Origin of the sequence: Mycolicibacterium sp. Y3 (assembly GCF_051188035.1) — a bacterium.
GTDB lineage: Bacteria > Actinomycetota > Actinomycetes > Mycobacteriales > Mycobacteriaceae > Mycobacterium > Mycobacterium fluoranthenivorans.
Map to the genome: position 1 here is coordinate 1,904,721 of NZ_JAVQLT010000001.1, position 26,662 is coordinate 1,931,382.

The window sequence follows — 26,662 nt, forward strand, 5'->3', positions numbered from 1 at the left end:
CTGTGACTCCACAAATCACCGTGCGGCGGGGGTGGCGCGGCGCTCCTGGACCAGGATCGCGGCCAGGCAGACCATGGCCAGCACCGCGACCACCACCGCGAACACCTCGCCGGCGGTGCGCAATCCCCATGCGTGCGCGGCCAGTCCGGCGCCCACCACCGGCAGCGAGATGGCCACATAGGCGACCACGAAGTACGTCGAGCTGACCTCGGCGCGGCGTTCGGTGGGCACCTGTTCGACGACGGCGGCCAGGCCGCGGCTGAAGCTGATGCCCTGGCCCGTACCGGCCACCAGAGCCGCGACCAGGATGCCCGTCAGTGAGGAGAAGTGCAGCGCGGCAGCCAGTATCACCATGCCGATCACGAGGACGGCGCTGCCCGCCGCGACCGCGCGGGCCGGTGCGATCCGTCGTCCCGCCAGTTGGGCCGCGGCCGAGGCCAGGAAGATCGACGAGGCCACGGCACCGCCGACGGCGTGGTTGTCGTTGCCGACCACATTCGCGACGAACGCCGGGGCCACCGACGTGAACAAGCCCATCACGGCGAAGCCGGCGAAAGCCGCGGTGGCGGCGGTGAGGAAAACGGCGCGCGCCTCGACGGGTACCGACAGCCGCTGCATGCCGATCCGGCCGGTGCGGTCGGAGGTCTCCGGGGCGATCAGGACCGCTGCGATCGCCAGTACCACGAGCACGATGTGCACCACGAACGGCAGGGTCAGCGCATGCGGTTCGTACTGCACCAGCAGGCCGGCCAGAATGGGCCCGCTCCCCAGGCCGCCGATATTGGCGACCGTCGCGACCACGGCGCCGCGCTCACGCTGCGCGGCGGGCAGGGTCTCCACCACGGCGGCCGTCGCCGTTCCGGTGAAGATACCCGCCGACAGGCCGGACAGCAGTCGTCCCACCAGGAGCACGGCCACACTGTCGGCGAAGAGGAAGACCACCGCGCTGGCCAGCGCGAACACCAGACCGCCGAGCAGCACCGGGCGCCGCCCGATCGCATCGGACCAGCCGCCGACGACCAGGAGGGCGCCGAGCACGCCGATGGCGTAGGCGGCGAAGACGATCGTGGTGGTGAGCACCGCGAAGTGCATCTGCGCCGCATAGAGCGCGTACATCGGTGTCGGCAGGGTGGTGCCGAGCATCACGGCGGCGAACGCGAAGGCCAGGAGTGGAAAGGCCAGGCGGCGGCGGATGTTCACGCGTGTGAACAACGCCGCCGCCGCCATGGGTAATCCATACCCCGCTGTGATGCCCGCTAATGCACTTCCCTAGTGCATGACGGCCTTCTCGGCGCCGACGCCGGTCAGCGACCGCACCTCCATCTCGGCATTGAGTTCCGCGTCGCCCTCGTCCGAGGACGTCAGCGTCCCGATGATGCCCAGCAGGAAGGCCAGTGGGATCGACACGATGCCCGGGTTGGCCAGCGGGAACCACGCGAAATCCGCACCCGGGATCATCGCGGTCTTCGACCCGGAAACGGCGGGGGAGAAGACGATGAGCACGATGGTCGAGATCAGCCCGCCGTACATGCTCCACAGCGCGCCGCGGGTGTTGAACCGGCGCCAGTACAGCGAGTAGACGATGGTGGGCAGATTCGCCGCCGCGGCCACCGCGAACGCCAGCGCGACCAGGAAGGCGATGTTCTGACCGTTGGCCAGGATCCCCAGCCCGATGGCCACCAGCCCGAGTACCACCGCGGTGATCCGGGAGACCCTGACCTGCTCCTCCTCGGTGACCTTGTGTCCCTTGAGAACACTGGCATAGACGTCATGCGCGAACGACGCCGACGCGGTGATGGTCAGGCCGGCGACCACCGCGAGGATGGTGGCGAACGCGACGGCGGAGATGATGCCGAGCAGCACCACGCCACCCAGTTCCAGGGCCAGCAGCGGAGCCGCCGAGTTCTGGCCGCCTGCGGCGGACAGGATGCGGTCCGGCCCCACGATGGCGGCGGCGCCGTAACCGAGCACCAGGGTGAACAGGTAGAAGGCCCCGATCAGGGCGATGGCCCACACCACCGATCGGCGGGCCTCCTTGGCGGTGGGCACGGTGTAGAAGCGCATCAACACGTGCGGCAGACCCGCGGTGCCCAGGACCAGCGCCAGCCCCAGTGACAGGAAGTTGATCTTCGAGGTGGTCGATCCGCCGTACTGCGCACCCGGGGCGAGCACATCGCGACTGGCCACCCCCTTGGTGGTGGCATCGGAGACGGCCGACTGGGCGGCCCCGAGGATCTCGGAGAAGTTCAGCCCGAACTTGGCCAGCACCATGACCGTCATCAGCGCGGCACCGGTGATCAGCAGGACGGCCTTGATGATCTGCACCCACGTGGTGCCCTTCATGCCACCGACCAGCACGTAGACGATCATCAGGATGCCGACGACGGCGATCACCAGCGACTGGCCGGTCTTGCTGTGAACGTTGAGCAGCAGGGCCACCAGACCGCCGGCCCCGGCCATCTGTGCCAGGAGGTAGAACAGCGACACCGTCAACGTCGTGGTGGCCGCGGCCAGCCGGACCGGGCGTTGCTTGAGCCGGAAACTCAACACGTCGGCCATCGTGAATCGGCCGGTGTTGCGCAGCAATTCAGCCACCAGCAGCAGTGCCACCAGCCAGGCGACCAGGAAGCCGATGGAGTAGAGGAAGCCGTCATAGCCGTAGACGGCGATGGCGCCGGCGATGCCGAGGAAGCTGGCCGCCGACAGGTAGTCACCGGCGATGGCGATGCCGTTCTGGGGGCCGGAGAAGGCGCGGCCGCCGGTGAAGAATTCGTCGGCGGATTTGTTGTTGCCGCTGGCCCGGATCACCACGTACATGGTGACGGCCACGAAGACGCCGAAGATCGCGATGTTGGCGACCGGGTTGCCCACCGAATCCGATGCTGCGAGAAGCGTGGTCACTTGACGGGACCTTCCAGCTCGGCGCGGATGGCGGCCGCGCGTGGGTCCAGCTCGCGGTTGGCGAACCGGACGTAGATGCCGGTGATGAGGAAGGTGGTGACGAACTGCCCCAGGCCGAGTAGCAGGCCGAGGTTCACGTTGCCGAACACCTTGGTGGCCATGAAATCGTGGGCGAAGGCGCCCAACAGGACGTAGAGGCCGTACCAGATGAGGAAGAACGCCGTCATCGGGAAGACGAAACGGCGCAGTTTGGTGCGCAACTCCTGGAACTCGGGGCTGCTCTGAACTTCGACGAACTCGGCGCCGGTGGGCGCGGAGCGACTGTCGGTGGTGGGCACGTGGGACTCCTTGACGTCGACTGTGAACCAGCTGGTAACCGAACCTAAGTGAGATGCGGGTCACATGGGTGGAGTTGACGCCGAAGCCGGGCACCGATGCGCCCAACGGTCGATGAGTGGCGGTGAGCGGCGGGCCTATCGCACGGTGAGACCGCCCAGCAGCTGGTTGAACGCCTCGGTCATGGACGGGTGGGTGTAGATCGAATCCCGCAGGGCGGTCGCGGTGATGTCGTGGCGCATCGCCAACGCGACGGTGTTGATCACCTCATGGGCGTCGTAACAGAGCAGGGCCGCCCCGAGGATCAGGTCGGTGTCGGCGTCGACGACGACCTTCATCAGGCCGTCGGGCTCGCCGACGATGCGGGCGCGCGGCACCGTGGCCATGTCGGCGACCGCCGTGGTGGCGACCTTGATGTGCAGACCGGCGGCCACGGCCTCGCGCTCGGTCAGGCCCACCCGGCCCAGCGGCGGCGTCATGAACAGGTTGTAGGGCACGGCGTTGCGGTCGGTGGTGCTGCGGGCACCTGTTCCGACGAGTTGATCGAGCACGATGCGGTAGTCGTCGAGCGAGACGTAGGTGAATTGCGGACCGCCGTTGACATCACCCATCGCGAAGATGTGCGGTTGGCTGCTGCGCAGGTATTCGTCGACCGACACCGCGCCCGACGGCGTGGTGCGCACCTGAGCGGCCGCCAGGTTCAGGTCGGCGGTGACGGGTTCGCGGCCCAGCGCCACCAGGACCGTATCCGCCTCGACGGTGTGCGAACCGCCGCCCGCGTCGTAGCCGACGGTGGTCGCCTCCGGGCCGTCACTGACCCCGGTGACCCCGGCTTCGGTGATGATCCGAACACCCTTGTCCTGCAGAATGTCCCGTGCGGTCGCGGCGATATCGTCATCTTCGCGCCCGAGGACCTGCGCGTGGCGCTCCAGTACGGTGACCTCGGATCCGTACGCCGCGTACATCGCGGCGAACTCGATTCCGACGTACCCGCCGCCGAGCACCACGAGTCGGCGAGGCAGGTGCTCCTCGGTGAGCAGGTCCGTGCTGGTGTGCACCCGAGTCGACGCGGCAAGGCCGGGGATATCGGGAAGTGTTGGCCGCGAACCGGTTCCGATGACGATCCATTTCGCGGACACCGTCACCTCGCCGTCGGCGGTCGAGACCGAGAGGGTGTGCGCGTCGACGAAGCGGGCCGCGCCGGTGAGTACCTCGGCGGTGTCGATGCTGTCGATCATCGTGTAGTTCACCGCGCGCAGTCCGGCGGTCAGCTCACCGGTGGCGGTGACGGCGCGACGGTACTCGTCGGGGTGGGCAGTCCCGGCGCTCAGGTGCTCGGACCGGTACACCAGTGATTTCGTCGGGACGCAACCAATGTTGATGCAGGTGCCGCCGTACATCTGCGCGGATTGTTCGATCAGCGTCACCCGCCAGCCCTTGCGGCCGAGTGCTGCGGCCAACGTCTTGCCGCCCTTGCCGAATCCGATGACCGCGAGGTCGACCTGCTGACTCACCTGTGCACCACCACTTTCCCGATCATGCGGCCCGACTCCACCAGCCGGCCAACCTAGCCGAGTCTCCCTCATCCTCTGGGCACGCGCTCCACACCCATGCCCAGCCGTTCCGGTAGATGCATGCGGGCGAAGATCTGCCCGACATCCGCAGTGGTGCGGGTGAATCGGCTGACCACCATCATCGTCGTGAACGCCAGTGGCACACTGACCGCGGCAGGGTAGCCCACCATGACGGCGGGCCAGCCGCCGAGCACGTCGTCGTCGACACCACCGGCGATGGCCACCGCCACCGCGCTGCCGCACACGCCGCCGCCGATGATCAGTCCGCACGCGGCGCCGGCGGCGGTCAGACCTCGCCACCAGATGCCAAGCACCAGAAGCGGACACAACGTCGATGCCGCGACCGCGAAGGCCAGTCCGACACTGCGGGACAATTCCAGGCCCGACACCACCAGTGACAGCGGAATCGGGATGAGCCCGCCGATCACCGCGGCGACCCGGAAATCGCGCACACGCCCGCGCAGCACATCGGTGGCCAATGCCCCGGCAATGCTGACCAGCAGCCCCGACGAGGTCGCCAGGAACGCGGCGATGGCGCCTGCGGCCACCAGCGCACCCAGTAGTTGTCCCGCTACGCCGCCGATGGTCGATCCCGGGGCCAGAAGCACAGCGGCGTCGGCGGTTCCGGTGATGAGCAACTGCGGTACGTACAGCCGGGAGAACACGCCGAGGAGTACGGGAAACAGATAGAACACCGAGACCATGGCGATGACGGCCAGCGCGGTGCGCCGGGCCGCGCGGCCGTCGGGATTGGTGTAGAAGCGGACCAACACATGCGGCAGACCCATGGTGCCGAGGAAGGTCGCCACGATGATGGACAGCACCTGATAGAGCGGATGGCCGCCACCCAGCCCGCCGCCGGAGGTGATCCATTCGCCGCCGGTGCTCGGGGTGCCGGCCACCACCGGGGTGGCCGCGCCGGCGGCCAGGGTCAGCGTGCTGCCCGCGCCCAGGGTGTGGTCGCCGGGAACGCCGAGGGTGGCGGCCTCGACATGCCGGCCATCCAGGGTTCCGGTGATGGTGATGCCCGCGGGATCGACCACCTGCACCACCACGTCGGTATCGATCGCGACGGTGGTCTGATGCTGCACGCTCGGCGGCAGCGGTCCGCCCAATTCGGCACGGTCGCTGAGGAACAACCCGAGCAGAGCGAGTGCGGGAATCGCGATGGCGGTCAGTTTCAACCAGTACTGGAAGGCCTGCACAAAGGTGATCGACCGCATCCCGCCGCCGACCACATTGCTGATCACGATCGCGCCGACAAGCAGAGGCCCGGTCCATACCGGCATTCCCAGAAGGGTTTTCAGTGTCAACCCGGCCCCCTGGTATTGCGGAGCCAGGTAGAACACGCAGATCACCACCACGACGAGCATCGCCACCTTGCGCAGCCGTGCCGAGCCGAGCCGGAATTCGGCGAAGTCGGGAACGGTGTAGGCGCCCGAGCGGCGCAGGGGAGCGGCGACGAACAGCAGCAGCCCCAGGTAACCCGCGGTGAACCCCACCGGGTACCACAGTGCGTCGGCGCCGTACTTGGCGATGAGGCCCGCCACGCCGAGAAACGATGCCGCCGAGAGGTATTCGCCCGAGATCGCGGCCGCGTTCCAGCGTGGACCGACACTGCGAGACGCCACCAGGAAGTCGGACGTGGTACGCGACAACCGGACCCCGTAGGCGCCGATGGCGACGGTGGCCACCGCCGCGGCCAGGAGGGCGGCCGCCGTGAGTGGGGCGCCGGTCATGGTTCGCTGTCGACGACCCGCACGAAATCGCGCTCGGCCTGTTCGGCGAGGCGGACGTACAGCCGGCCTATCCCGTAGAGCAGCGGGTAGCAGAGCACGGCGAGGACCAACCAGTTCAGCCGCATGCCGAGCACCGTCAGTGCGCTCAGATGCGGTGCCAGTATCACGGTCGCGACCACCCCGGCGATGACGACCAGCGTCAGCCGCAGCGCCAGACCCAGTTGGGCGCGCATCAGACCACGTACCAGTGCGTCGCCGACCTGGGTCTGCTCCTGCACCTCCACCCGGGTGCGCACCATCCGGGCGCCGCGCCGGTGCGCCAGCACGACCCGTTGCCGCCCCGCGGCGGGCCGCGGCGTGGACCCCTGCGGTGGCTCACTCATCGGCGGGCTTCAGATTGCGCATCGGATCCCGGACCAGCCGGTCCCGAAGTTCGCGCGCCTGGCGTCGGCTCACCGGTAGCTCGACGGCAGGTGAGGTGCCGTTGGCGCGCAACCGCACCAGCATCGCGCCGTCGTGCGTGCGCAGCCCGGTGACCAGACGCAGGGACACCAGATAGGACCGGTGGATACGCTGGAATCCGTGGTCGGCCCAGCGAGTTTCCAACACGCTCAACGGGATTCGCACCAGGTGGGCTCCGGTGGCCGAGTGCAGGCGGGCGTAGTCGCCCTCGGCCTCCACCCAGCCGATGCTGTCCCTGGGCACCAGTTGGGTGATGCCACCGAGTTCGGCGGGCACCACGTCGGAGTCCTGGTCTCCGTCTCCGAGTGCGGCACCGGTCTGGGTGGTGGCGGCCCGGCGCACCGCCTCGTCGAGGCGGTCCTGCCGGATCGGTTTGAGCAGATAATCGGTGGCGCCGACATCGAAGGCCGCCACCGCCTTGTCGTCATGCGCGGTCACGAACACCACGGCGGGCCGATGCGCGAAGTTGGTGAGGACGCCGGCGAGTTCGATTCCGGACAGACCCGGCATGTTGATGTCGAGGAACACCGCATCGATGGTGTGCCGGTTGAGTTCTCGTAACGCCGAGGTGGCGTCGCCGGCGGTGAACACCTCGGCGACACCAGGATGGCGGCCCAGCAGATACGCGAGTTCGTCGAGTGCGGGTGCCTCGTCGTCGACGGCGAGCACCGTCAGCTTGGAACTCACGTGTACGCACCTCCGCTGGCCCGCACCCCGGAACGGAACTTCGGCACCCGCATGATGACCTTGGTGCCCGCTCCGAGAGCCGTCTCGACCACCAGACCGTAATCGTTGCCGAAGGCTGCCCGCAGCCGATGGTCCACATTCGTCAGGCCCACGTGCGCGGACTGGTCGGCTCCGGCGCGCAGCATCTCGGGGTCCATTCCGGCGCCGTCGTCCTCGACGGTGATGACGCAATCGGTGCCGGCGTCACGGGCGATGATCTCCACCGATCCGCCGCCCTGGGCGGCCAAGCCGTGTCGGACGGCGTTCTCCACCAACGGTTGCAGCGCCAGAAACGGCACGACGACGTTGAGCACCTCGGGGGCCACCTGCAGGCGCACCGTGAGCGCCGCGCCGAAGCGGGCGCGCTCCAGGGTCAGGTAGCGGTCGATGTTGCGCAGCTCCTCGGCGAGCGTGGTGTACTGCCCGGCCGCCCGGAACGAGTAGCGGGTGAAATCGGCGAATTCCAGGATCAGTTCGCGGGCGCGGTCGGGGTCGGTGCGCACGAAGGACGCGACGGTGTTGAGGGCGTTGTAGATGAAGTGCGGGCTGATCTGGGCCCGCAGTGCCAGCACCTCGGCCCGGTCCAGCCGGGCCCGTGAGGCGTCGAGCTCGGCCAGTTCGAGCTGGCTGGCCGCGTAGCGGGCCACCTCGCCGATGGCGCCCAGCATGCCCGGCCCGGGATTGCCGGTAGCCACCGACACCAGCGCGCCGAGCACGTCACCGCCCTCGGCGAGCAGGGGCTGGGCTACCACGGCGGTCGTCCCGTTGTTGGTCAGCACCCGGCGTGCCGCGGATACGGAGTCGCGGGCGGTCGACGCGCAGGCCTCGACGATCTCGGGTGTCCAGATCGCGTCGTCGGCGGAGTCGCGGGCCAGCAGGTCACCGTCGCCATCGAAGAGGGCGACGCCTTCGGTGCCAGTCAGTCCGCGCAGGAACGGCGCCGCGGTCTGCGCGGATTCGGTGTCCAGGCCACGGCGCAGGGCGCGCGCCGCGAGCGATGCGGTGTGCAGCGCGGTGTGTACGGCTCGTTCGGTGGGGGTGGCCACGACGCGCCGGGTGCGCACGATCAGCACTGCGGCCACCGCCGCCAACAACAGGGCGACGGCCAGCGCGAGAGCAACTTGGCCGGACATCTTGCGGCCACCCTAAACCGGTCGGGCTATTGAACCGGGCAGGCGTACTTCCTGGCCACGTCCATGACCCGTTCCTGCGCCCCGGGGCCGATGACGCCCTGGGCGGCCAGTTCCAAACCGATGTAGCCCGGTATGCCGCCGATGCATGCCTGGTGCGCGACGCGCCATGCGGTGTCGGGATTCAGGTTGTAGCCGTTGCGTTGCAGGCCTTGCATGTAGTCGTCGAACGCCGGGGTGCCCTGGTCCGGGATCGCGTTGGCGGGGGCGGCCAGGGCGATCGTGGTGGCGAGCCCGGCAAGACCGGCAAGAAGAGGTGCAACCACACGTTTCATGTCCGTCTCCCCACGGGTGTACCACCGGTTTGTCGTCTATACGTTCGCACACAGGACGGACACAGACTTCGGGAATGCCCGCCGGGCTCGCCTTAAACTGGCCAGATGCCCACCTTGCAGTTGGTCCAAGACCCCGAGGCCGACGCTCTGCTCGAGTCCAATCCCTTCGCGCTTCTCGTCGGCATGCTTCTCGACCAGCAGATCCCCATGGAGACGGCGTTCGCCGGGCCGAAGAAGATCGCGGACCGGATCGGTGGCGTCGATGCGCGCCAGATTGCCGAGTACAACCCGGACGAGTTCGTCGCGCTGTGCTCGCAAACCCCGGCCATCCACCGCTTTCCGGGATCGATGTCGAAGCGGGTGCAGACCCTGGCACAGGCGATCGTCGACGACTACGACGGTGACGTGACCGCGCTGTGGACCGCCGGTGACCCTGACGGTGCCGAGGTGCTGCGCCGGCTCAAGCGGCTGCCCGGTTTCGGTGAGCAGAAGGCCAAGATCTTCCTGGCCCTGCTCGGCAAGCAGTACGGCGTGACACCGGCCGGCTGGCGGGCCGCGGCAGGGGATTACGGCAAGGCGGGCACACACATGTCGGTGGCCGACGTGGTGGATCCCGGGTCACTGCAGGAAGTCCGGGCCTACAAGAAGAAGATGAAAGCTGCCGCAAAGGCGGCCAAGGCCTGAGCCGCACGATATGAGATGGTGATCACATGGCGAAGACGCATCTGAATTGCCCCTGCGGCGAAGCGATTACCGGCACCGACGAGAACGATCTGGTGGAAAAGGCCCAGGAACATCTGGCGCAAGCTCATCCCGGTCGTGAGTACGACCGGGAGATGATCCTGTTCATGGCGTACTGAGCGGGGCGCTTACCCGACGACGGTGCACCCAGATCGCTTATCGGGCCGGATTTGCGATCTGTGTGCACCGTCGCGGTTCGGGTGAGCTTTCGGGTGAGCTAAGGACTTACGGCACCACCGTCGAACCGATGGTGGGCATGAACTGGCACTGCTTCTCTGTCGTGGTCACCTGACCGAAGATCGTCGACATGATGCTGCCTGACCCGGTGTCGGCGACGACGGTCAAGGTGGTCGGCCCCTCGGGGTTCATATCCGGGCGGGGCTTGAGCGTTGCGGTCCCGGACTTCCCGGTGGACAGATTCACCCACGTCACGTTCAGCGGCAGCTTCTGCTCGGCTGCGGGACCAGGAGTGCCGACCGCGGTGAAGACGTACGCGGTCTGACCCGGGCCGGGGCCCGGCGTCGGGATCGCCGCCGGGCCGGCCACCGAGATCGCGGTGGCGAGCACGTTGCCGCCGTTGGCGAGGCATCCGTTGCTGATCGAGGGGTACATGAAGTCCTGCTTGGTGGCGGCGTCCGGGCTCAACAGACCCGTCGGCGCCGGCGCGGGTGCCGGCGCGGGGCCAGGGGCCGGTGCCGGCACGGCGTCTGGTGCTGGTGCTGCGGCGGCCAGCGGGGCGGCATCGGGAGCGGGAGCCGGCGCGGGAGCCGGTGCGGGCAGCGCGGCAGCCTCGGGTGCGGGTCCGACGGCATGCGCCGGGTCCACCCCCGCGGGCAGGTGAGCTTCCGGTCCGGCGCCCGCTGCGGGCACGTGCGCCTGCGGGTCGGAGGCGAACTGGTTGACCGCGGTGGCCATGTTCTTCGAATCGTCAGGTGCCGCCGCGTTTCCTGCGAACGCGGCGGCCGCGGCCATGAGCATCGATGCGGCTCCCTGCGGATCGGCGGCGGCTTGCTGAATCGCCGGTCCGAGCGTCTCCATCGCAGGCAGCCCGGGCGCCTGCAAATTGTTGATCGGCAACGGTGCGGGCACCGCGGGATCCGCCGAGGCGACGCCGCTGCCCAGCACCACCAGCGTTGTCGCGGCGGTACTGGTCAGCAGTGTCCGGATCGATGTCATGACTTCCCCCTGGATATGTGTGGTGACGGCTGGTCAGCTCCCGATCACGGCAGCGCGGACAATGCCGTCGTCGGCAGCAGCATCGGCATGAGGCCGGCGGCCCCCGGCAGTGCGGAGGCCGCGGCAGGTGCCGCGGCGGCCGCGGGCGCTGCGGCACCGAGTGCGGCCGGCGCTGCGGTGGCGGCCTTGGGCAGCAATCCGGCCAACGGTGAACCGGCGGGCAGCAGCGAGGCGAGATCACCCGGGAAGGCCAACTGCTTGGGCAGTTCAAGCCCGCCCACCTGCGGCAGATTCACATCGGCCTGGGGCAACATCACGTTGCCGGTGGGCGCGGGTGCTGCCGCTGCCGCGAGGGGTGCCGCGGCGGTGGCCGCCGAGGCCGGGCTGACGGCCGGCAACTGCGGCAGGGTGAGGTTGGCGCTCGCTGCCGGTGCCGCGGCGGGAGCGGCAGCCGGTGCGGCCGCGGCGGGCACGGCGGATGCCGCACCGCCTCCGGACAACGCCGAGGCCAGACCCTGGATCAGCTGGGGAGCCATCGCGAGCTGGTTGGCGAACGGCAACGCCGGTGCGGCCGGGGCGGCCGGTGCGACCGGGGCCGGTAGCACCGGGTCGGCGCCGGCAACCGGGCTGAGCGCGAGCGCGGTCACCGCACCCGCGCCAGCGATCATGCTGGTAATAAACAGTTTTCTGGTAGCTGGCATGGTTCTCCCCAATTCGTTGGCGGCGGGTCTGAATCCGAAAGTAGCCCGTTACTGGTGTTACTCAAGTGACACGTGTGGCGGTTATTCAACCGTTACGGAGGTGTGTGCCGATGGTGACCGCAATCGCCCATCTGAATCGGGCTGGCTACAGTCGAGCCGTAGACACCACCTCTTCGCGCGCCCCGAGTGCGCCACGCACCCGTCTGGCGCCGGTCTTGTTCGCGCTCAGCATCGCGGCGCGACTGGCGTGGACCTACCTGGTGCCGAACGGCGCGAACTTCGTCGACCTGCACGTCTACGTGGGCGGCGCCGGTGCGCTCGACCACCCCGGCACGCTGTACTCCTACGTCTACGCAGACCAGACACCGGACTTCCCGCTGCCGTTCACCTATCCGCCGTTCGCGGCGGTGGTGTTCTATCCGCTGCATCTGCTGCCGTTCGGCCTGGTGGCCTTCTTCTGGCAGGTCGGCATCGTCGCCGCGCTGTACGGCGTGGTGTCGCTGAGCCTGCGGTTGCTGGGCCGTCCCAACGCCCGCACGGCGATGCTATGGACCGCCGCCGGGATCTGGACGGAGCCGCTGCGCAGCACCTTCGACTACGGGCAGATCAATGTGCTGCTGGTCCTGGCCGTGCTCTACGCGGCGTACAGCTCGCGCTGGTGGGTGTCGGGCCTCCTCGTCGGACTGGCCGCCGGGATGAAGCTGACGCCGGCCGTATCGGGCCTGTACTTCCTGGGCGTGCGTCGCTTCGGGGCGGCGGCCTTCTCCGCGGTGGTGTTCGCCGCGACGGTCGCGGTGTCGATTCTGGTGGTGGGCGCGCAGGGGCGGTACTACTTCACCGACCTGCTCGGCGATGCCGGCCGAATCGGCCCGATCGGTACCTCGTTCAACCAATCGGTGCGGGGCGCGATCTCCCGGATCCTCGGGCACGACGCCGGGTATGGACCGGTGGTGATCGCGATCCTGTTGGCAGCCGCGGTCCTGGCCGTGCTGGCCTGGCGGGCGGTGGACGGCGGCAGCGACCGGCTGGCCGGGATCGTGATCGTGCAACTGTTCGGCCTGCTGCTGTCGCCGATTTCGTGGACCCACCACTGGGTGTGGCTGATCCCGCTGATGATCTGGCTGCTGCACGGCCCGCTGCGTGAGCGCCGTGGCGCGCGCATTCTGGGTTGGGGCTGGCTGGTCTTGACGTTGATCGGGCTGCCCTGGCTGCTCAGCTTCGCGCAGCCGACCATCTGGGAGATCAGCCGGCCGTGGTACCTGGCCTGGGCGGGCCTGGTCTACCCCGTGGCCACCCTGGCCACGCTGACCTGGATGGCCGCTACTGGCCGAGGATCCGGTCGATATCAGCCGCCATCGCCAGATCCTTCTCGGTGATCCCGCCGGCCGAATGCGTTACCAATGCGAAAGTCACTGTCCGCCAACGAATATCGATATCAGGATGATGGTCGGCCCTTTCGGCGAATTCGGCCACCCGCCGGACCGCCTCGATTCCGTCGAGAAACGCGCCGAACTTGACCGACCGGTGTAGGGCGCCTGACGCGCGTTCCCAGCCGGGCAGGTCGGCCAGCGCGGCATCAACTTGCTCGTTCGTCAACACGGCCATGTCACCGACGGTATACCGTCATCGGCGATGGATGAGCAGATTGTCGTTGCGGGGGCGCTCATTTCGGAAGACGGACTGCTGGTCGCGCAACGTGCCCGTCCGGCCGAGCTGGCCGGGCTGTGGGAACTGCCCGGTGGGAAGATCGTACCGGGGGAGTCCGACGCCGAGGCGCTGTCTCGCGAACTGCACGAAGAACTCGGGATCCGTGTGACCGTCGGGGCGCGCATCGGGTCCGATGTCGCGCTGCCCAACGGTATGACGCTGCGGGCCTACCGGGTCACGCTGACCCACGGTAGTCCGCAGCCGCACGACCACCGGGCGTTGCGCTGGGTGCGCGCCACCGATCTCGTCGATCTGCCCTGGGTGCCGGCCGACCGGGCCTGGGTGCCGGATCTGCTGTCGGCGCTGGCCCACCGCTAGTAACGCAGTCGGTCGCCGACCACTCGCACCTCACCGCCAGGGTGCTGTGCGGCGTATATCGGATGGATGAGCGCCTGATGCCGGCATTGCGGGCAGGACCTCTGCGGCGCGTTTGCCGAGGAGAAGGTCAGATGGTGACATGCCGCACACCGGACGACGAACGCGCCGCCGATCCAGTTGAGCAAACCGAGGTAGATCGCTGCTGTCGTCGCCAGCGCCAGCACCACGATCAGCGCTACGGTGAGTGCCTCGTAAACCGTCATGATCGACACCTCCAACCATCGGTGACGGATACTTCAAAGGTACGCCCGCCGGGGCTGGAAAATGCAGGTCATTACGACTTTCTGGCATGTTTGAAGACTTTCTCCAGCTCCTTGTCAGAAGCACCCGCGTGCGCGGCCTTGTGCACCTTGTGCAACACCAACGGGCACCGCTTGCACCGTGGCTTGCTACGGCAGCACTTCTTCTTGGCCTTGACCGAGGTCAGGTTCTTCACACTTGCCTTCCCACCACCACCGCGGCATCCGCCGTTTTCGTGATCCGGTACTCACACTGCGACAATCGTCGTCGTGGATTCTCGCCCGAACTTTCGCAACGTAGCCATCGTCGCGCACGTCGACCACGGTAAAACCACCCTGGTCGACGCCATGCTGCGGCAGTCGGGTGCGTTGACCCACCGCGGAGACGACTCGACCGAACGCATCATGGACTCCGGTGACCTGGAAAAGGAAAAGGGCATCACCATCCTGGCCAAGAACACCGCGGTGCACCGGCACAACGCGGATGGCACGGTCACGGTCATCAACGTCATCGACACCCCGGGCCACGCCGATTTCGGCGGCGAGGTCGAGCGCGGTCTGTCGATGGTCGACGGCGTGCTGCTGCTCGTCGATGCCTCTGAAGGCCCGCTGCCGCAGACCCGGTTCGTGCTGCGCAAGGCGCTGTCGGCGCATCTGCCGGTGATCCTGGTGGTCAACAAGACCGACCGCCCCGATGCCCGCATCGCCGCGGTGGTCGAGGAGAGCCACGACCTGCTGCTCGACGTCGCCTCCGACCTGGACGAGGAAGCCCAGGCTTCCGCCGAGAAGGCACTCGACCTCCCGACGCTCTACGCGTCGGGTCGCGCCGGCATCGCCAGCACCACCGAACCCGCCAACGGCGAGGTGCCCGACGGGGACAACCTGGACCCGCTGTTCGACGTGCTGATGGAGCACATCCCGGCCCCGGCCGGTGACCCGGAGGCCCCGCTGCAGGCGCTGGTCACCAACCTCGACGCGTCGGCCTTCCTGGGCCGTCTCGCGCTGGTCCGGATCTACAACGGCAAGCTGAAGAAGGGCCAGCAGGTGGCCTGGATGCGCGAGGTCGACGGCGCCCCCGTCATCACCAGTGCCAAGGTCACCGAACTGCTGATCACCGAGGGTGTCGAGCGGACCGCCACCACCGAGGCCGGCGCCGGCGACATCGTGGCCGTCGCGGGTATGCCCGAGATCATGATCGGCGACACCCTGGCCGATCCGGACCACGCACACGCCCTGCCGCGGATCACCGTCGACGAGCCCGCCATCTCGGTGACCATCGGCACCAACAGTTCACCGCTGGCCGGCAAGGTCTCCGGACACAAGCTGACCGCCCGAATGGTGAAGAGCCGGCTGGACTCCGAGCTCATCGGCAACGTGTCCATCCGCGTCGTCGACATCGGCCGCCCGGACGCCTGGGAGGTACAGGGCCGAGGTGAGCTGGCACTGGCCATCCTGGTCGAGCAGATGCGCCGGGAAGGTTTCGAGCTGACCGTCGGCAAGCCGCAGGTGGTCACCAAGACCGTCGACGGCAAGGTGCACGAGCCGTTCGAGGCGCTCACCATCGACTGTCCCGACGAGTTCCTCGGCGCCATCACCCAGCTGATGGCCGCCCGCAAGGGCCGGATGGAGCAGATGACCAACCACGCCGCGGGATGGGTCCGGATGGACTTCATCGTGCCCAGCCGTGGCCTGATCGGCTTCCGCACCGATTTCCTGACGCTCACCCGCGGCACCGGTATCGCCAATGCGGTGTTCGACGGCTACCGGCCGTGGGCGGGCGAGATCCGGGCCCGGCACACCGGGTCGCTGGTCAGCGACCGCACCGGCTCGGTCACCCCCTTCGCGATGATCCAGCTCGCCGACCGCGGCACCTTCTTCGTCGAACCGGGCGAGGACACCTACGAGGGCCAGGTCGTCGGTATCAATCCGCGCGCCGAGGATCTCGATATCAACATCACCCGCGAGAAGAAGCTCACCAACATGCGCTCTTCGACGGCCGATGTGATGGAGACGCTGGCTCGACCCATGGATCTCACCCTGGAGCAGGCCATGGAGTTCTGCGCCGAGGACGAGTGCGTCGAGGTGACCCCCGAGGTCGTGCGGGTGCGCAAGGTCGAGCTGACCGCCAGCCTGCGGGCCCGCGCCAAGTCACGCGCGAAGCAGCAGGGCTGACGGCCCACTCGCGCTACTCGCCGGCGTCCGCTGACGACGCTGTCGCACCGGCTTTGGCATCGCTGCCATCGTCGGCTGCGGACGTGGTGGCACCCGGCGTGGTAGCCGTGGTCGTGACCGCGGCCGGGGTTTCTTTCTGAGCGCTGTCGGCGGCTTTCTCGGATGCCTTGGTGTCGGAAGCCTTTTCGCCGGCCTTCTCACCCGGGGTCACCTTGTTGCCGTCGCTGAGGTCGGTGGCACCGTTGGCTTTGGCGTCGGGCTTGGCGTCGGGCTTGGCGGTGACGTCGGGCTTGGTGGTGTCGGCTGTGGCGGTGTCGGGGACCTTCTCGGTCACCGCGGTGTCGGACTTCGCTTCGGTCGCAGCCGGTTCGGCGTCCTTGACCGCAGGGGCGGCTTCGGCGACCTTCGTGCTCTCGCCGGTGGGCGCCGACTTGACGTCCAGGGTCACCGTGTCGGCGGTGACGGCCGGAACCTCGTTGGCGGCGGCGGCTTTCAGCGCGGTGGCGCCGGCGGTGGCGGTGGCGGGGGGTGCCATGGCGTCGGCGATCGTCTTACGCGCGGCAAGGATGCCGGAGATGACGCCGTTGATCAGGCCCACGGTGCCGGTGGTCGGGTCGCCGTTGAGCGCGCCGCCGAGGACGGTGGCGGGTGCGGTGAGCACGGTCGTCAGCACCGCTCCCAGGTTGCCGGTGGTGGCGCCGTCGTAAAGCCCTTGTGCCACAGTGCCGATCGAGTTCACCACGGCCGTGACCATGCTGAGGACCGGGAGTCCGACGCCGATCAGGACCGCCGACGGTAGCGCTTCGACCACCCGGGCGAAGGTCTTCACCATGTTGACCGGGATCTCCAGGGTGTTGAGCAGTGGGAAGGCGACACCGATCAACGGGTTGATCACCAGCCCGCTCCACAAGGTGTTGATCGCATCGTCGATCTGACCGGCGCGCAGTTGTGTCCCGGCCGTGTCGAGCGTGGGCCGAATCTGGGACACCGCGTACTTGACGCCGTTGATCAGATTGGGCGGTACCTGGGCCAGGATGTCGAAGTTGGCCTTGGTGTTGCGGACGAACTGGTCGAAGATGGGCAGACCGTCGTTCCAGGCCTGGGATCCGACGGTCCGCACATCGGTCCAGGTGTCCTGGAGTAATTGCGTGTACGCACCGATCACCGGGTTCGCGGCCAGGGCCACGGCCGGCATGTGGACTTCCGGAGGCGGAGCAGTTATCGGGGTGATGGCGATGGCGCCGGCGCTCACCAACGCGAGGCCGGTTGTCACATAGGGGCGCAATGCGAGTTGCAACGTTCTCTCCCTTGACTCGATTGTGATGTCGGTCACTCCGACCGGGCTGACCGTAGTCCCGGTGGCGACAAGGGAGAGCAATTTGGTAAAACACGTTTCAATTTAAATATGTCGGTCCCTGCTACTTGTTTGCCCACATTTCCCGGAACGGAATTTTAGCGAGCGAAGAAGAAAGCAGAGAAACTTGTCCATATCGCCTACGTATTTACATATGTGCAGCTAGATGACGTAAAAAGCCTCATATGTGGGCTGACTGTGATTTTGCTGTGTCGTATTGTTACCGAGTGGGTAGCTAATAATGTGGCGGCTTATGCGCAATTCTTTTAGTACTACGACCTCTAGTAGAAAAAGTACCCGCTCGGCGTCTTGGGCACACGTTGGCGGTGTCGTGGGCGGTTGTCGATACCCTGTTGGGCGTGCCGACCAACCCACGACGTTTTCGCGCTGTCGCCGGCGCCCTGGTCGGAACGTCGTTGGTGCTGGCCGGCTGCACGGTGAGCCCGCCGCCGGCACCGCAAAGCACCGAGACCAGTCAGTCGACACCACCGCCGCCGGCCAAGGCGATGCAGATCATCATGGCCATCGACTCGATCGGCGCGGGCTTCAACCCGCATCTGCTCTCGGATCAGTCGCCGGTGAACGCGGCCATCTCGGCTCTGGTGCTGCCGAGTTCTTTCCGGCCGATCCCGGATCCTGCCGCTCCGACCGGTTCGCGCTGGGAGCTCGACACCAGCCTGCTGGTGTCGGCCGAGGTGACCAGCGAGGAACCGTTCACCGTCACGTACCGGATCAAACCGGAGGCGTCCTGGACCGACAACGCGCCCATCGCCGCCGACGACTACTGGTATCTGTGGCGTCAGATGGTCAGTCAGCCCGGCGTGGTCGACCCGGCCGGCTACGACCTGATCACCGGGGTGCAGTCGGTGGAGGGCGGCAAGACCGCCGTCGTCACCTTCTCCCAGCCGTACCCGGCCTGGCGGGAGTTGTTCAACGATCTGCTGCCCGCCCACATCGTCAAGGACGTGCCGGGCGGATTCGGGGCCGGGTTGGTGCGCACCATGCCGGTCACCGGCGGCCAGTTCCGGGTGGACAGCATCGATCCGCAACGCGACGAGATCCTGCTGGCCCGCAACGACCGCTACTGGGGCCCGCCCGCGGCGCCCGACCAGATCCTGTTCCGGCGCGGGGGAGCGGCTGCGGCCCTTGCCGATTCCATCCGCAACGGCGACACCCAGGTGGCGCAGGTGCACGGTGGTCAGGCGGCGTTCGCGCAGCTGTCGGCGATCCCGGACGTGCGGACCGCGCGCATCGTGACGCCCCGGGTGATGCAGTTGACGCTGCGCGCGCAACAGCCCGCACTTGCCGACCCGCATGTGCGCAAGGCGATCTTCGGGCTGCTCGACGTCGGTCTGCTGGCTGCCGTGGGCGCCGGATCGGACAACACCGTCACGCTGGCCCAAGCCCAGGTGCGCTCACCGTCGGACCCCGGGTACGTGCCGACCGCGCCGCCGGCGATGCCCCGGGAGGCCGCCCTGCAACTCCTGGCCGACGCCGGGTACCAGGTTGAGCCGGTGACGTCGACACCCCCGTCGACGCCGGGTGTCCCACCGCCGGACGACTCCCGCGGCCAGATCACCAAGGACGGCCAGCCGCTGACCTTCGTGATCGGCGTGGCCGCCAACGACCCGACGTCGGTGGCCGTGGCCAACACCGCCGCCGACCAGTTGCGCAGTGTGGGCATCGCGGCCTCGGTGTCGGCGCTCGACCCGGTTGTCTTGTACGGGGATGCGTTGGCCAACAACAAGGTCGACGCGATTGTCGGATGGCACCAGGCCGGCGGTGACCTCGCCACCGCGCTCGCCTCCCGCTACGGCTGCCCGGCCCTGGAGGCGACGGCCGTGTCGACCGCGACGCCGTCCCCGAGCGTCACGACCACGACGTCCTCGGCGCAGACGACGACGACCCCCCGCCCCGCCCCGCCCGCGCCCACCCCGACACCGACCGCCACCACGCCGGTGCCCAGCGGCACCGGCGAGCTGGTGACGGTGCCCAGTAACCTGACCGGCGTCTGCGACCGCAGCATTCAGCCGCGTATCGAAGCGGCTCTCGCCGGCACCGAGGAAATCGCCAAGGTGATCGACGCCGTCGAGCCGCGACTGTGGAACTTGTCGACTGTGCTGCCGATCCTGCAGGACACCACCATCGTGGCCGCCGGCCCGCGGGTGCGCGGGGTCAGTCTTTCCGGCGCGGTGCCGGTCGGGATCGTCGGCGACGCCGGCAAATGGGTGAAACAGCCCTAACGTTCGGGGTGTACGCGCTTCCAGAGTGCGTGGGCGGTGAACGCGGCGATCGCAAACACCAGGACCAGCCATTCCGGCGGGCGGGCCAGCTCCCATACGAACAACGCGGCGAACAGGGGTGCCCTTTGGGTGATCGCCAGTACGCCCGCCGCGCAGGTCAGGGCCGCCGCCGGCACGTTCAGCGCGGCGCCGGCATATTCGTTGAGGGTAAGCGCCACAAGGGATCCCGCCGCGGCCCCGGTGGCCAGCGCCGGTGTGATCAGGCCACCGACTGCGCCCGCGCGCAGGAACAGCGCCGTGAGGACCGGCTTGAGCAGCAGGATGACCGCAGCCGCCGACAAGGTCAATGAGCTGTTCACGCTGACGGTGAGAATGCTGCGGCCGTTTCCCGGCAGTTCGGGATACCAGATCGAGCAGATGCCGGTCAGCAGTCCGGCGGCGGCGATACCGGGAATCAGCAGCCATGACGCGGAGGGCACCTTGGGCCGCGCGGTGGCCATCAGCCGTTCGAACGCGATCCCGATCCCGACGGCCACCGGCGCGATGGCCAGGGCCAGCAGGACGAACCGATACGACACGTCAGCCGACGGCCAGGTGAGTGAATGCTCGAAATGGGTGACGGGCGCGGCGACGGCCACCGCCAGGCTGGAGGTGATCAGCGCGGTGCCGACGACGCGGGGGTGCCAGCTGCGCATGAGGATGGTGATGGTGAACAGTGCGCCGCCCAGCGGCACGCTGTAGACCGCCCCGAGGCCGGCGCCGGCGGCCGATGCCAGCACGATCTCGCGGTCACGTTCGGTCAGCGCCCACCGGCGGGTGGCGCAGTCGCCGAAGACGGCGGCGAGCTGCCGAGGCGCGCCTTCGCGCCCGAGTGAGGCGCCGGATCCGACGATGAGCACCTGTAGGACGGCGTCGACGGCCAGCGGTATTCGGGCCAGCGGGCGGTGCGCGGTGATGGACGCGGTGAGCGAGGGAACCGGCGCGCGGCGGCGGAGCAGCCACCAGCCGAGGCCGGCGAGCGCGCCGCCGATCATCGGGCCGGTCGCCCGACGAATGTGGTCGGCCGCACCGACACCGGTCAGCAGGGTGCCCAGGTGATAGTGGTAGGTCAGATGCTCCACCCAGTGCAGCAGCAGGGTGGTGGCCGCACCCGCGGCGCCCGCGAGCACACCGACGGCCACGACCGCGCAACCGAACTCGAGAAGGTGCCGCTCATCGGTGCTTCTCGCATCCGCAGCCGCCACACGGTAAATCTAGGGGAGTGCAAACACCTCGGCTGCTCTTCGTGCATGCCCACCCCGATGACGAGTCCCTGACCACCGGAGCGACCATCGCGCATTACGCGGCACAGGGCGCCACGGTGCGCGTGGTCACCTGCACGCTGGGCGAGGAGGGCGAGGTGATCGGCGATCGTTGGACCCAACTCGCCGTCGACGCGGCTGATCAACTGGGCGGCTACCGCATCGCCGAACTGACGACGGCACTGGCGGCCCTGGGCGCCGGCGAGCCGATCTTTCTCGGTGGCGCCGGCCGCTGGCGCGATTCCGGGATGCCGGGCACGCCGGCCCGGCACCGCCAGCGATTCGTCGACGCCGATATCGCCGAGCCCGTCGCGGCTTTGGTCGCGATCATCCGGGACCTGCGCCCGCACGTCGTCGTGAGTTACGACCCCAACGGGGGATACGGGCACCCCGACCACATCCGCGCACACGAAGTCACCACGGCCGCTGTCGCCGCCGCGGGTGGTGACAGCCATCCGGGCGAGCCGTGGGAGGTACCGAAGTTCTACTGGACGGTGATGGCGGAATCGGGGATCGCCGACGGGCTCGCCGATATCGGCGACCCACCTGCGGACTGGATCCGGATCAAGCCGTCGGACATCACGTTCGGATACCCCGACGAGAAGGTCGACGCCGTGATCGACGCCGCCGCACATCTGCCGGCGAAGGCCGCGGCGTTGCGCGCCCACGCCACCCAGGTCAGCGTCGCCGCGGACGGACGTTCGCTGGCGCTGTCGAACCTGGTCGCGCTCCCGCTGTGGGGGACCGAGCATTACGTGCTGGTCAAAGGGGCGGCGGGCGAGCGCGATGAGCGCGGTGTGGAAACCGATCTGCTGGCCGGACTGAAACTCGGATAGCAGCCGGGCCGGCGTGCTCGGGGCGGTACGCTGCCCCTATGGACCCGGACTTGGATCCCAATCTGCAGCACCAGCAGGACCGCGCCGACAACTTCCAGTGGGTGGTCGGTTCGCTTGTCGCGCTGCTCGACAGCATTCCCACCTGACGGGGTTCGACCTGACGGACGAAGAACCCGACGGACCGGCCTGGGTGCCGCCCGTCATGATCTCTTTGCTGTGCCTCGGCGGTGTGTTGTCCGCAGTGCTCGCAGCCTTTCTGTTGCCCTGGCGCGTCAGCGGTGCACCCTTTCCGGCGAGCGTCTTGGCCAGCGGTGCCTGCAACGCCGCCCTGGTCTGGGCCGCGTTGCAGTGGACCTCCTCGACGCGGGTAGGTGCGCTGCCGCTGTGGTGCTGGCTGGCCACCATCGGATCGCTGACACTGGGTGGCCCGGGTAGCGACATCGTGTTCGCGACGACGGCATCCGGCGCGCTGCTGCTGCTCCTGTTGATCGTCGTCGGCACGCTTCCGCCCGTGCTGGTGTTGCGGCGGTACGCCAGGTCGCGTTAGTCCGCGTCGGCGTTCGAGTGGGTGTCGGCCTTCGGGGTCGACGCGTGCTGATCGCGTTTCTTCTTCTTGGGCTCGGTCTTTTTTGGCTCGGCCTTCTTCGGGTCCGGCTTGCCGGTGTCGGCCTTCTCGGTGCTCGATTTGGTGGTGCTCGATTTGGTGGTGCTCGATTTGGTGGTGTCCGGTGGGGTGTCGGTGTCGCCGGCTTTGGTTTCGGGCTTGGCGTCCGGCTTGGTGGTGTCGGGTGTGGCCTCGGTCGACTGCTTCTGATCGTCGGCCTTGACCACATCGGGTTTGGTCGTCGGCGGGGTGACCGGAGTGTCGTTGCCGGCGGCCGACTCGGGGACCGATTCCGGTTCGGTAGGCGGCGTCTTGACCGGGTCCGGCGTCGCGGTCTCCTGGTGTGTCAGGGGCTCTGCCCCGGCGGCGGGCGTGCCGTCCTCGGCGGCTGTGGTCTTGTCGCCGGTGTCACCGGTGCCGGTCGATTCTTCCGCCGCGGTCACCGGCGTTCCGGTGGTGGCCGTGTCGCCGGTTGCCGACGCCAGTGCGATCTGGGCCGTTGCCGTCTTGGCCGCCGTCGCGGCGAAGGGCAGAGGTGGCAGCGGGGGCAGCCAGCTCAGCGCCCAGTTGATCTCTGCCTGGATGAAGCCCTTGCCTGCGTTGATGCTGTCGTTGATGACGTTGCCGACGGCCTGGACCAGGTTGACGTACCCGCCGATGACGTACGCGGTGTTGTAGACGGCGCTGGTGATGATCGGCCGGATCAGGTTGTAGTAGACGATGCCGATCTGCGGAGCGAAGATATTCGCGATCGGGATCCAGCCGACGGCGTATTGGGCGAGGTCCACGCCGTAGTCGACCCAACCGATGAGCCAGTCGTAGCCGTTGATGATGGCGCTGCTCAGCCCGGGTAAACCCAGCGCAGCGGCAGCCGGCGCCACCGCGGTGGGCGCGGCCGCGGCGGCGAGCGCCGGGGCACCCGCGGAAGCGGAGGCGAGCGCCGGGGCGCCCGCGGAAGCGGAGGCGAGCGCCGGGGCGCCCGCAGAAGGCCCGGCGGCGGCCGCCTTCTGCGTGACCTGCGACTTCGGGGCCAGCACGATCACGGGTGTGGGCGCCCACGTGGTCCTGGTCTCGGCGGCCAGACGCACCTGGGCATGCACCGGGGCAGGTGCCGCCGTGGGTGGCGCGACCGAGGACGGGATGGCAATGGTGCCGGCGGCGAGGGCGGTCACGCCCGCCATCAGATACGAACGGACGGACACACCCATCGTGGCTCCTGTTCTTGCGGTCGCCTGTGCGGGTGAATTTACGCCAGAGTCAACGCAGGTTTATTGCATTGGGGCCACGCGTCGCAGCCGATCGCTGGGACTATGGTGGCCCCTATGCCAGGGGCAGTGGTTTCAGATTGTGAGACGCGCGGATGATTCGCGACGACGCAGGGGTTACAGGGGAGTGGCTCTGAACCCGCAGCACGGCTCCGATCTACCCAGTCCGGTGATCCCGCCGAAGCCCAGTACGTCCGCGTTGCGCCGTGTGTTGCGCCGTGCCCGCGACGGTGTGGCCCTCAATGTCGACGAAGCAGCCGTCGCGATGACTGCCCGTGGCGACGATCTGGCAGATCTGTGCGCCAGTGCCGCGCGGGTACGAGATGCCGGCCTGGAGTCGGCGGGCCGCCGTGGCCCCGAGGGGCGACTACCGGTCAGCTACTCCCGCAAGGTCTTCATCCCGGTCACCCACCTGTGCCGCGATACCTGCCACTACTGCACCTTCGTCACCGTGCCCGGCCGGCTACGCGCCCAGGGCAAGGGGATGTTCATGGAGCCCGACGAGATTCTCGACGTGGCCCGGCGCGGTGCAGAGTTGGGTTGCAAGGAAGCGCTTTTCACCCTCGGCGATCGGCCGGAAGCCCGCTGGGACGAGGCCAAGCAGTGGCTCGATGAACGCGGTTATGACTCCACCCTGGATTATGTCCGCGCGATGGCCATCCGGGTCCTGGAGGAGACCGGCCTGCTGCCGCACCTCAATCCGGGGGTGATGAGCTGGACCGAGCTGTCCCGGCTCAAGCCGGTGGCCCCGTCGATGGGCATGATGCTGGAGACCACGTCACGGCGGCTGTATGAGACCAAGGGGCTGGCGCATTACGGCAGCCCCGACAAGGACCCCGTCGTACGGTTGCGCACCCTCGACGATGCGGGCCGGTTGTCCATCCCGTTCACCACCGGCCTGCTGGTCGGTATCGGCGAGACCTTGGCCGAACGGGCCGAGACCATGCATGCGATCCGGCGCTCGCACAAGGAGTTCGGGCACGTTCAGGAAGTGATCGTGCAGAACTTCCGGGCCAAGGACCACACCGCGATGGCATCCGTGCCAGATACCGGGATCGACGATTTCCTGGCCACCGTCGCCGTGACCCGGCTGGTGCTCGGACCGAAGATGCGCATCCAGGCTCCACCGAACCTGGTGTCCCGCGACGAATGCCTGGCGCTGATCGGTGCCGGGGTGGACGACTGGGGCGGGGTGTCGCCCTTGACTCCCGACCACGTCAACCCGGAGCGGCCGTGGCCGGCCCTGGAGGACCTGGCCGAGGTCACTGCCGCTGCGGGTTATGAACTGGTGCAACGTCTTACCGCACAGCCGTCCTACGTGCAGGCGGGTGCGGCGTGGATCGATCCGCGGGTGCGCGGGCATGTGGACGCGCTGGCCGACCCCGAGACCGGGTGGGCGCGCGATGTCAACCCGGTGGGCCGGCCCTGGCAGGAACCCGATGAGGCGTCCGAGTCGTTGGGGCGCACCGATCTGCACACCGCCATCGACACCGAAGGTCGCCTGACGGAGACCCGCAGCGATCTGGGCAGCGCGTTCGGGGACTGGGAGTCCATCCGGGAGAAGGTGTCCGAGTTGGCGGCCCGCGCTCCCGAGCGCATCGACACCGATGTGCTGGCTGCCCTGCGTGCGGCCGAACGCAATCCGGGTGGCTGCAGCGACGACGAATACCTGGCCCTGGCCACCGCGGACGGTCCTGCGCTGGATGCGGTGGCCGCCCTTGCGGATTCGCTGCGCCGCGATGCCGTCGGCGACGACGTCACCTTCGTCGTCAACCGCAACATCAACTTCACCAACATCTGCTACACCGGCTGCCGGTTCTGCGCGTTCGCGCAGCGCAAGGGCGACGCCGACGCCTATTCGCTGTCCAGTGCGGAGGTCGCCGACCGGGCCTGGGAGGCACATGTCGCCGGGGCCACCGAGGTGTGCATGCAGGGCGGTATCGATCCGGAGTTGCCGGTGACGGGATACGCGGATCTGGTGCGGGCGGTCAAAGCCCGGGTGCCGTCGATGCATGTGCACGCCTTCTCGCCGATGGAGATCGCCAACGGCGTCACCAGAAGTGGCCTGTCGGTGCGGGAGTGGCTGACGTCGTTGCGGGAGGCCGGGCTCGGGTCGATCCCGGGCACCGCCGCCGAGATCCTCGATGACGAGGTGCGCTGGGTGCTCACCAAGGGCAAGCTGCCGACTTCGGAGTGGATCGAGGTGGTGACCACCGCGCACGAGGTGGGCCTGCGTTCCAGCTCGACGATGATGTACGGGCACGTGGACACTCCGAAGCACTGGGTGGGGCACCTCAACGTGCTGCGCGGTATCCAGGACCGCACCGGCGGGTTCACCGAGTTCGTGCCGCTGCCGTTCGTGCATCAGTCCTCGCCGCTGTATCTGGCCGGCGGCGCGCGTCCGGGCCCGACGCACCGGGACAACCGGGCGGTACACGCGCTGGCGCGGATCATGTTGCACGGCAGGATCTCGCACATCCAGACGTCGTGGGTGAAGCTGGGCGTCGAACGCACCCAGGTGATGCTGCAGGGTGGCGCCAACGATCTGGGCGGCACGTTGATGGAGGAGACCATCTCCCGGATGGCCGGCTCGGAGAACGGCTCGGCCAAGTCCGTCGAGGAACTGGTGGCCATCGCCGAGGGGATCGGCCGGCCGGCCCGGCAGCGCACCACGACCTACGCACCGTTGGCGGCCTAGACCCTCTCCCGAGCGTGCGTGTCTGCACAGTGACACGCCGCAAT

25 protein-coding genes are annotated in these 26,662 nt (G+C 68.3%); 9 read left to right on the forward strand and 16 right to left on the reverse strand.

Annotated features, from left to right (window positions below; genetic code table 11):
* Positions 1-15: 15 nt before the first annotated feature.
* The 9 genes from QN239_RS09410 to QN239_RS09450 all read right to left on the reverse strand — a co-directional run bounded on the left by QN239_RS09410 (position 16) and on the right by QN239_RS09450 (position 9,203).
* Positions 16-1,227, reverse strand: a complete 1,212-nt coding sequence (locus QN239_RS09410; RefSeq protein ID WP_499009798.1) for an MFS transporter — start codon at positions 1,225-1,227, stop codon at positions 16-18.
* A 42-nt stretch (positions 1,228-1,269) separates the two neighbouring features.
* Positions 1,270-2,901, reverse strand: coding sequence for a monocarboxylic acid transporter (locus QN239_RS09415; protein WP_499009800.1), 1,632 nt, complete (start codon positions 2,899-2,901; stop codon positions 1,270-1,272).
* Positions 2,898-3,239 carry a DUF485 domain-containing protein gene (locus QN239_RS09420; protein WP_499009802.1) on the reverse strand — a complete coding sequence of 114 codons (342 nt, stop codon included), beginning with the start codon at positions 3,237-3,239 and terminating at the stop codon, positions 2,898-2,900. The genes QN239_RS09415 and QN239_RS09420 overlap by 4 nt, the downstream gene beginning before the upstream one ends.
* A gap of 135 nt (positions 3,240-3,374) precedes the next feature.
* Positions 3,375-4,751: an FAD-dependent oxidoreductase gene (locus tag QN239_RS09425; protein WP_499009804.1), complete on the reverse strand. Its 1,377-nt coding sequence runs from the start codon at positions 4,749-4,751 to the stop codon at positions 3,375-3,377.
* 68 nt (positions 4,752-4,819) lie between these two features.
* Complete coding sequence (locus tag QN239_RS09430) at positions 4,820-6,550, reverse strand: sodium/solute symporter (protein ID WP_499009806.1); 1,731 nt, start codon at positions 6,548-6,550, stop codon at positions 4,820-4,822.
* Complete coding sequence (locus QN239_RS09435; protein WP_090363487.1) at positions 6,547-6,933, reverse strand: hypothetical protein; 387 nt, start codon at positions 6,931-6,933, stop codon at positions 6,547-6,549. The genes QN239_RS09430 and QN239_RS09435 overlap by 4 nt, the downstream gene beginning before the upstream one ends.
* On the reverse strand, positions 6,926-7,699 hold the full coding sequence (locus QN239_RS09440) for a LytR/AlgR family response regulator transcription factor (RefSeq protein WP_499009808.1): 774 nt from the start codon (positions 7,697-7,699) through the stop codon (positions 6,926-6,928). Before QN239_RS09440 ends, QN239_RS09435 begins: the two co-directional genes overlap by 8 nt.
* Positions 7,696-8,871: a sensor histidine kinase gene (locus QN239_RS09445; protein ID WP_499009809.1), complete on the reverse strand. Its 1,176-nt coding sequence runs from the start codon at positions 8,869-8,871 to the stop codon at positions 7,696-7,698. Before QN239_RS09445 ends, QN239_RS09440 begins: the two co-directional genes overlap by 4 nt.
* Positions 8,872-8,897: 26 nt before the next feature.
* Positions 8,898-9,203: a DUF732 domain-containing protein gene (locus tag QN239_RS09450; protein WP_090363637.1), complete on the reverse strand. Its 306-nt coding sequence runs from the start codon at positions 9,201-9,203 to the stop codon at positions 8,898-8,900.
* A gap of 105 nt (positions 9,204-9,308) precedes the next feature.
* Here QN239_RS09450 and QN239_RS09455 point away from each other — a divergent pair, with 105 nt between their 5' ends.
* Complete coding sequence (locus tag QN239_RS09455) at positions 9,309-9,887, forward strand: HhH-GPD-type base excision DNA repair protein (protein WP_499009811.1); 579 nt, start codon at positions 9,309-9,311, stop codon at positions 9,885-9,887.
* A gap of 26 nt (positions 9,888-9,913) precedes the next feature.
* Positions 9,914-10,063, forward strand: a complete 150-nt coding sequence (locus QN239_RS09460) for a DUF1059 domain-containing protein (RefSeq protein WP_167164047.1) — start codon at positions 9,914-9,916, stop codon at positions 10,061-10,063.
* A gap of 106 nt (positions 10,064-10,169) precedes the next feature.
* Here the strand turns inward: QN239_RS09460 and QN239_RS09465 are convergent, their stop codons facing one another.
* Positions 10,170-11,120: an Rv1157c family protein gene (locus QN239_RS09465; protein ID WP_499009814.1), complete on the reverse strand. Its 951-nt coding sequence runs from the start codon at positions 11,118-11,120 to the stop codon at positions 10,170-10,172.
* A 44-nt stretch (positions 11,121-11,164) separates the two neighbouring features.
* Positions 11,165-11,788, reverse strand: a complete 624-nt coding sequence (locus QN239_RS09470; protein WP_499009816.1) for a hypothetical protein — start codon at positions 11,786-11,788, stop codon at positions 11,165-11,167.
* Between the two features lie 143 nt (positions 11,789-11,931).
* Between QN239_RS09470 and QN239_RS09475 the strand changes: the two genes are divergently transcribed.
* A complete protein-coding gene (locus QN239_RS09475) occupies positions 11,932-13,197 on the forward strand; it encodes a mannosyltransferase (protein WP_499009817.1) in 1,266 nt (421 codons plus the stop codon).
* On the opposite strand, the gene QN239_RS09480 is transcribed toward QN239_RS09475, so the two are convergent.
* Positions 13,142-13,426, reverse strand: a complete 285-nt coding sequence (locus QN239_RS09480) for a 4a-hydroxytetrahydrobiopterin dehydratase (RefSeq protein ID WP_499009819.1) — start codon at positions 13,424-13,426, stop codon at positions 13,142-13,144. The two genes, QN239_RS09475 and QN239_RS09480, sit on opposite strands and share 56 nt — an antisense overlap.
* 27 nt (positions 13,427-13,453) lie before the next feature.
* On the opposite strand from QN239_RS09480, the gene QN239_RS09485 reads away from it, so the two are divergent.
* Positions 13,454-13,846 carry a (deoxy)nucleoside triphosphate pyrophosphohydrolase gene (locus QN239_RS09485; RefSeq protein ID WP_499009821.1) on the forward strand — a complete coding sequence of 131 codons (393 nt, stop codon included), beginning with the start codon at positions 13,454-13,456 and terminating at the stop codon, positions 13,844-13,846.
* Here QN239_RS09485 and QN239_RS09490 read toward each other — a convergent pair.
* Entirely contained in the window at positions 13,843-14,109 is a 267-nt protein-coding gene (locus QN239_RS09490; RefSeq protein WP_090363638.1) for a hypothetical protein, read from the reverse strand. The genes QN239_RS09485 and QN239_RS09490 overlap by 4 nt on opposite strands.
* A 306-nt stretch (positions 14,110-14,415) precedes the next feature.
* On the opposite strand from QN239_RS09490, the gene typA reads away from it, so the two are divergent.
* Positions 14,416-16,317 (forward strand): translational GTPase TypA, encoded by a 1,902-nt coding sequence (typA, locus tag QN239_RS09495; protein WP_090363506.1) that lies wholly within the window; start codon positions 14,416-14,418, stop codon positions 16,315-16,317.
* Positions 16,318-16,330: 13 nt separating this feature from the next.
* On the opposite strand, the gene QN239_RS09500 is transcribed toward typA, so the two are convergent.
* Positions 16,331-17,614 carry a hypothetical protein gene (locus QN239_RS09500; RefSeq protein WP_499009823.1) on the reverse strand — a complete coding sequence of 428 codons (1,284 nt, stop codon included), beginning with the start codon at positions 17,612-17,614 and terminating at the stop codon, positions 16,331-16,333.
* A gap of 410 nt (positions 17,615-18,024) precedes the next feature.
* Between QN239_RS09500 and QN239_RS09505 the strand changes: the two genes are divergently transcribed.
* Positions 18,025-19,914, forward strand: a complete 1,890-nt coding sequence (locus QN239_RS09505; protein WP_499016681.1) for an ABC transporter family substrate-binding protein — start codon at positions 18,025-18,027, stop codon at positions 19,912-19,914.
* Here QN239_RS09505 and QN239_RS09510 read toward each other — a convergent pair.
* Positions 19,911-21,158: a chloride channel protein gene (locus QN239_RS09510; protein ID WP_499009826.1), complete on the reverse strand. Its 1,248-nt coding sequence runs from the start codon at positions 21,156-21,158 to the stop codon at positions 19,911-19,913. The two genes, QN239_RS09505 and QN239_RS09510, sit on opposite strands and share 4 nt — an antisense overlap.
* 17 nt (positions 21,159-21,175) lie before the next feature.
* Here QN239_RS09510 and mshB point away from each other — a divergent pair, with 17 nt between their 5' ends.
* Both mshB and QN239_RS09520 read left to right on the forward strand, forming a co-directional pair.
* Positions 21,176-22,051: an N-acetyl-1-D-myo-inositol-2-amino-2-deoxy-alpha-D-glucopyranoside deacetylase gene (gene mshB, locus QN239_RS09515; protein WP_499009828.1), complete on the forward strand. Its 876-nt coding sequence runs from the start codon at positions 21,176-21,178 to the stop codon at positions 22,049-22,051.
* A gap of 202 nt (positions 22,052-22,253) precedes the next feature.
* Complete coding sequence (locus QN239_RS09520; protein WP_499009831.1) at positions 22,254-22,598, forward strand: hypothetical protein; 345 nt, start codon at positions 22,254-22,256, stop codon at positions 22,596-22,598.
* On the opposite strand, the gene QN239_RS09525 is transcribed toward QN239_RS09520, so the two are convergent.
* Positions 22,595-23,863: a hypothetical protein gene (locus QN239_RS09525; RefSeq protein WP_499009833.1), complete on the reverse strand. Its 1,269-nt coding sequence runs from the start codon at positions 23,861-23,863 to the stop codon at positions 22,595-22,597. The two genes, QN239_RS09520 and QN239_RS09525, sit on opposite strands and share 4 nt — an antisense overlap.
* 184 nt (positions 23,864-24,047) lie before the next feature.
* Between QN239_RS09525 and QN239_RS09530 the strand changes: the two genes are divergently transcribed.
* Positions 24,048-26,618 carry a bifunctional FO biosynthesis protein CofGH gene (locus QN239_RS09530; protein ID WP_499009836.1) on the forward strand — a complete coding sequence of 857 codons (2,571 nt, stop codon included), beginning with the start codon at positions 24,048-24,050 and terminating at the stop codon, positions 26,616-26,618.
* Positions 26,619-26,662 lie beyond the last annotated feature (44 nt).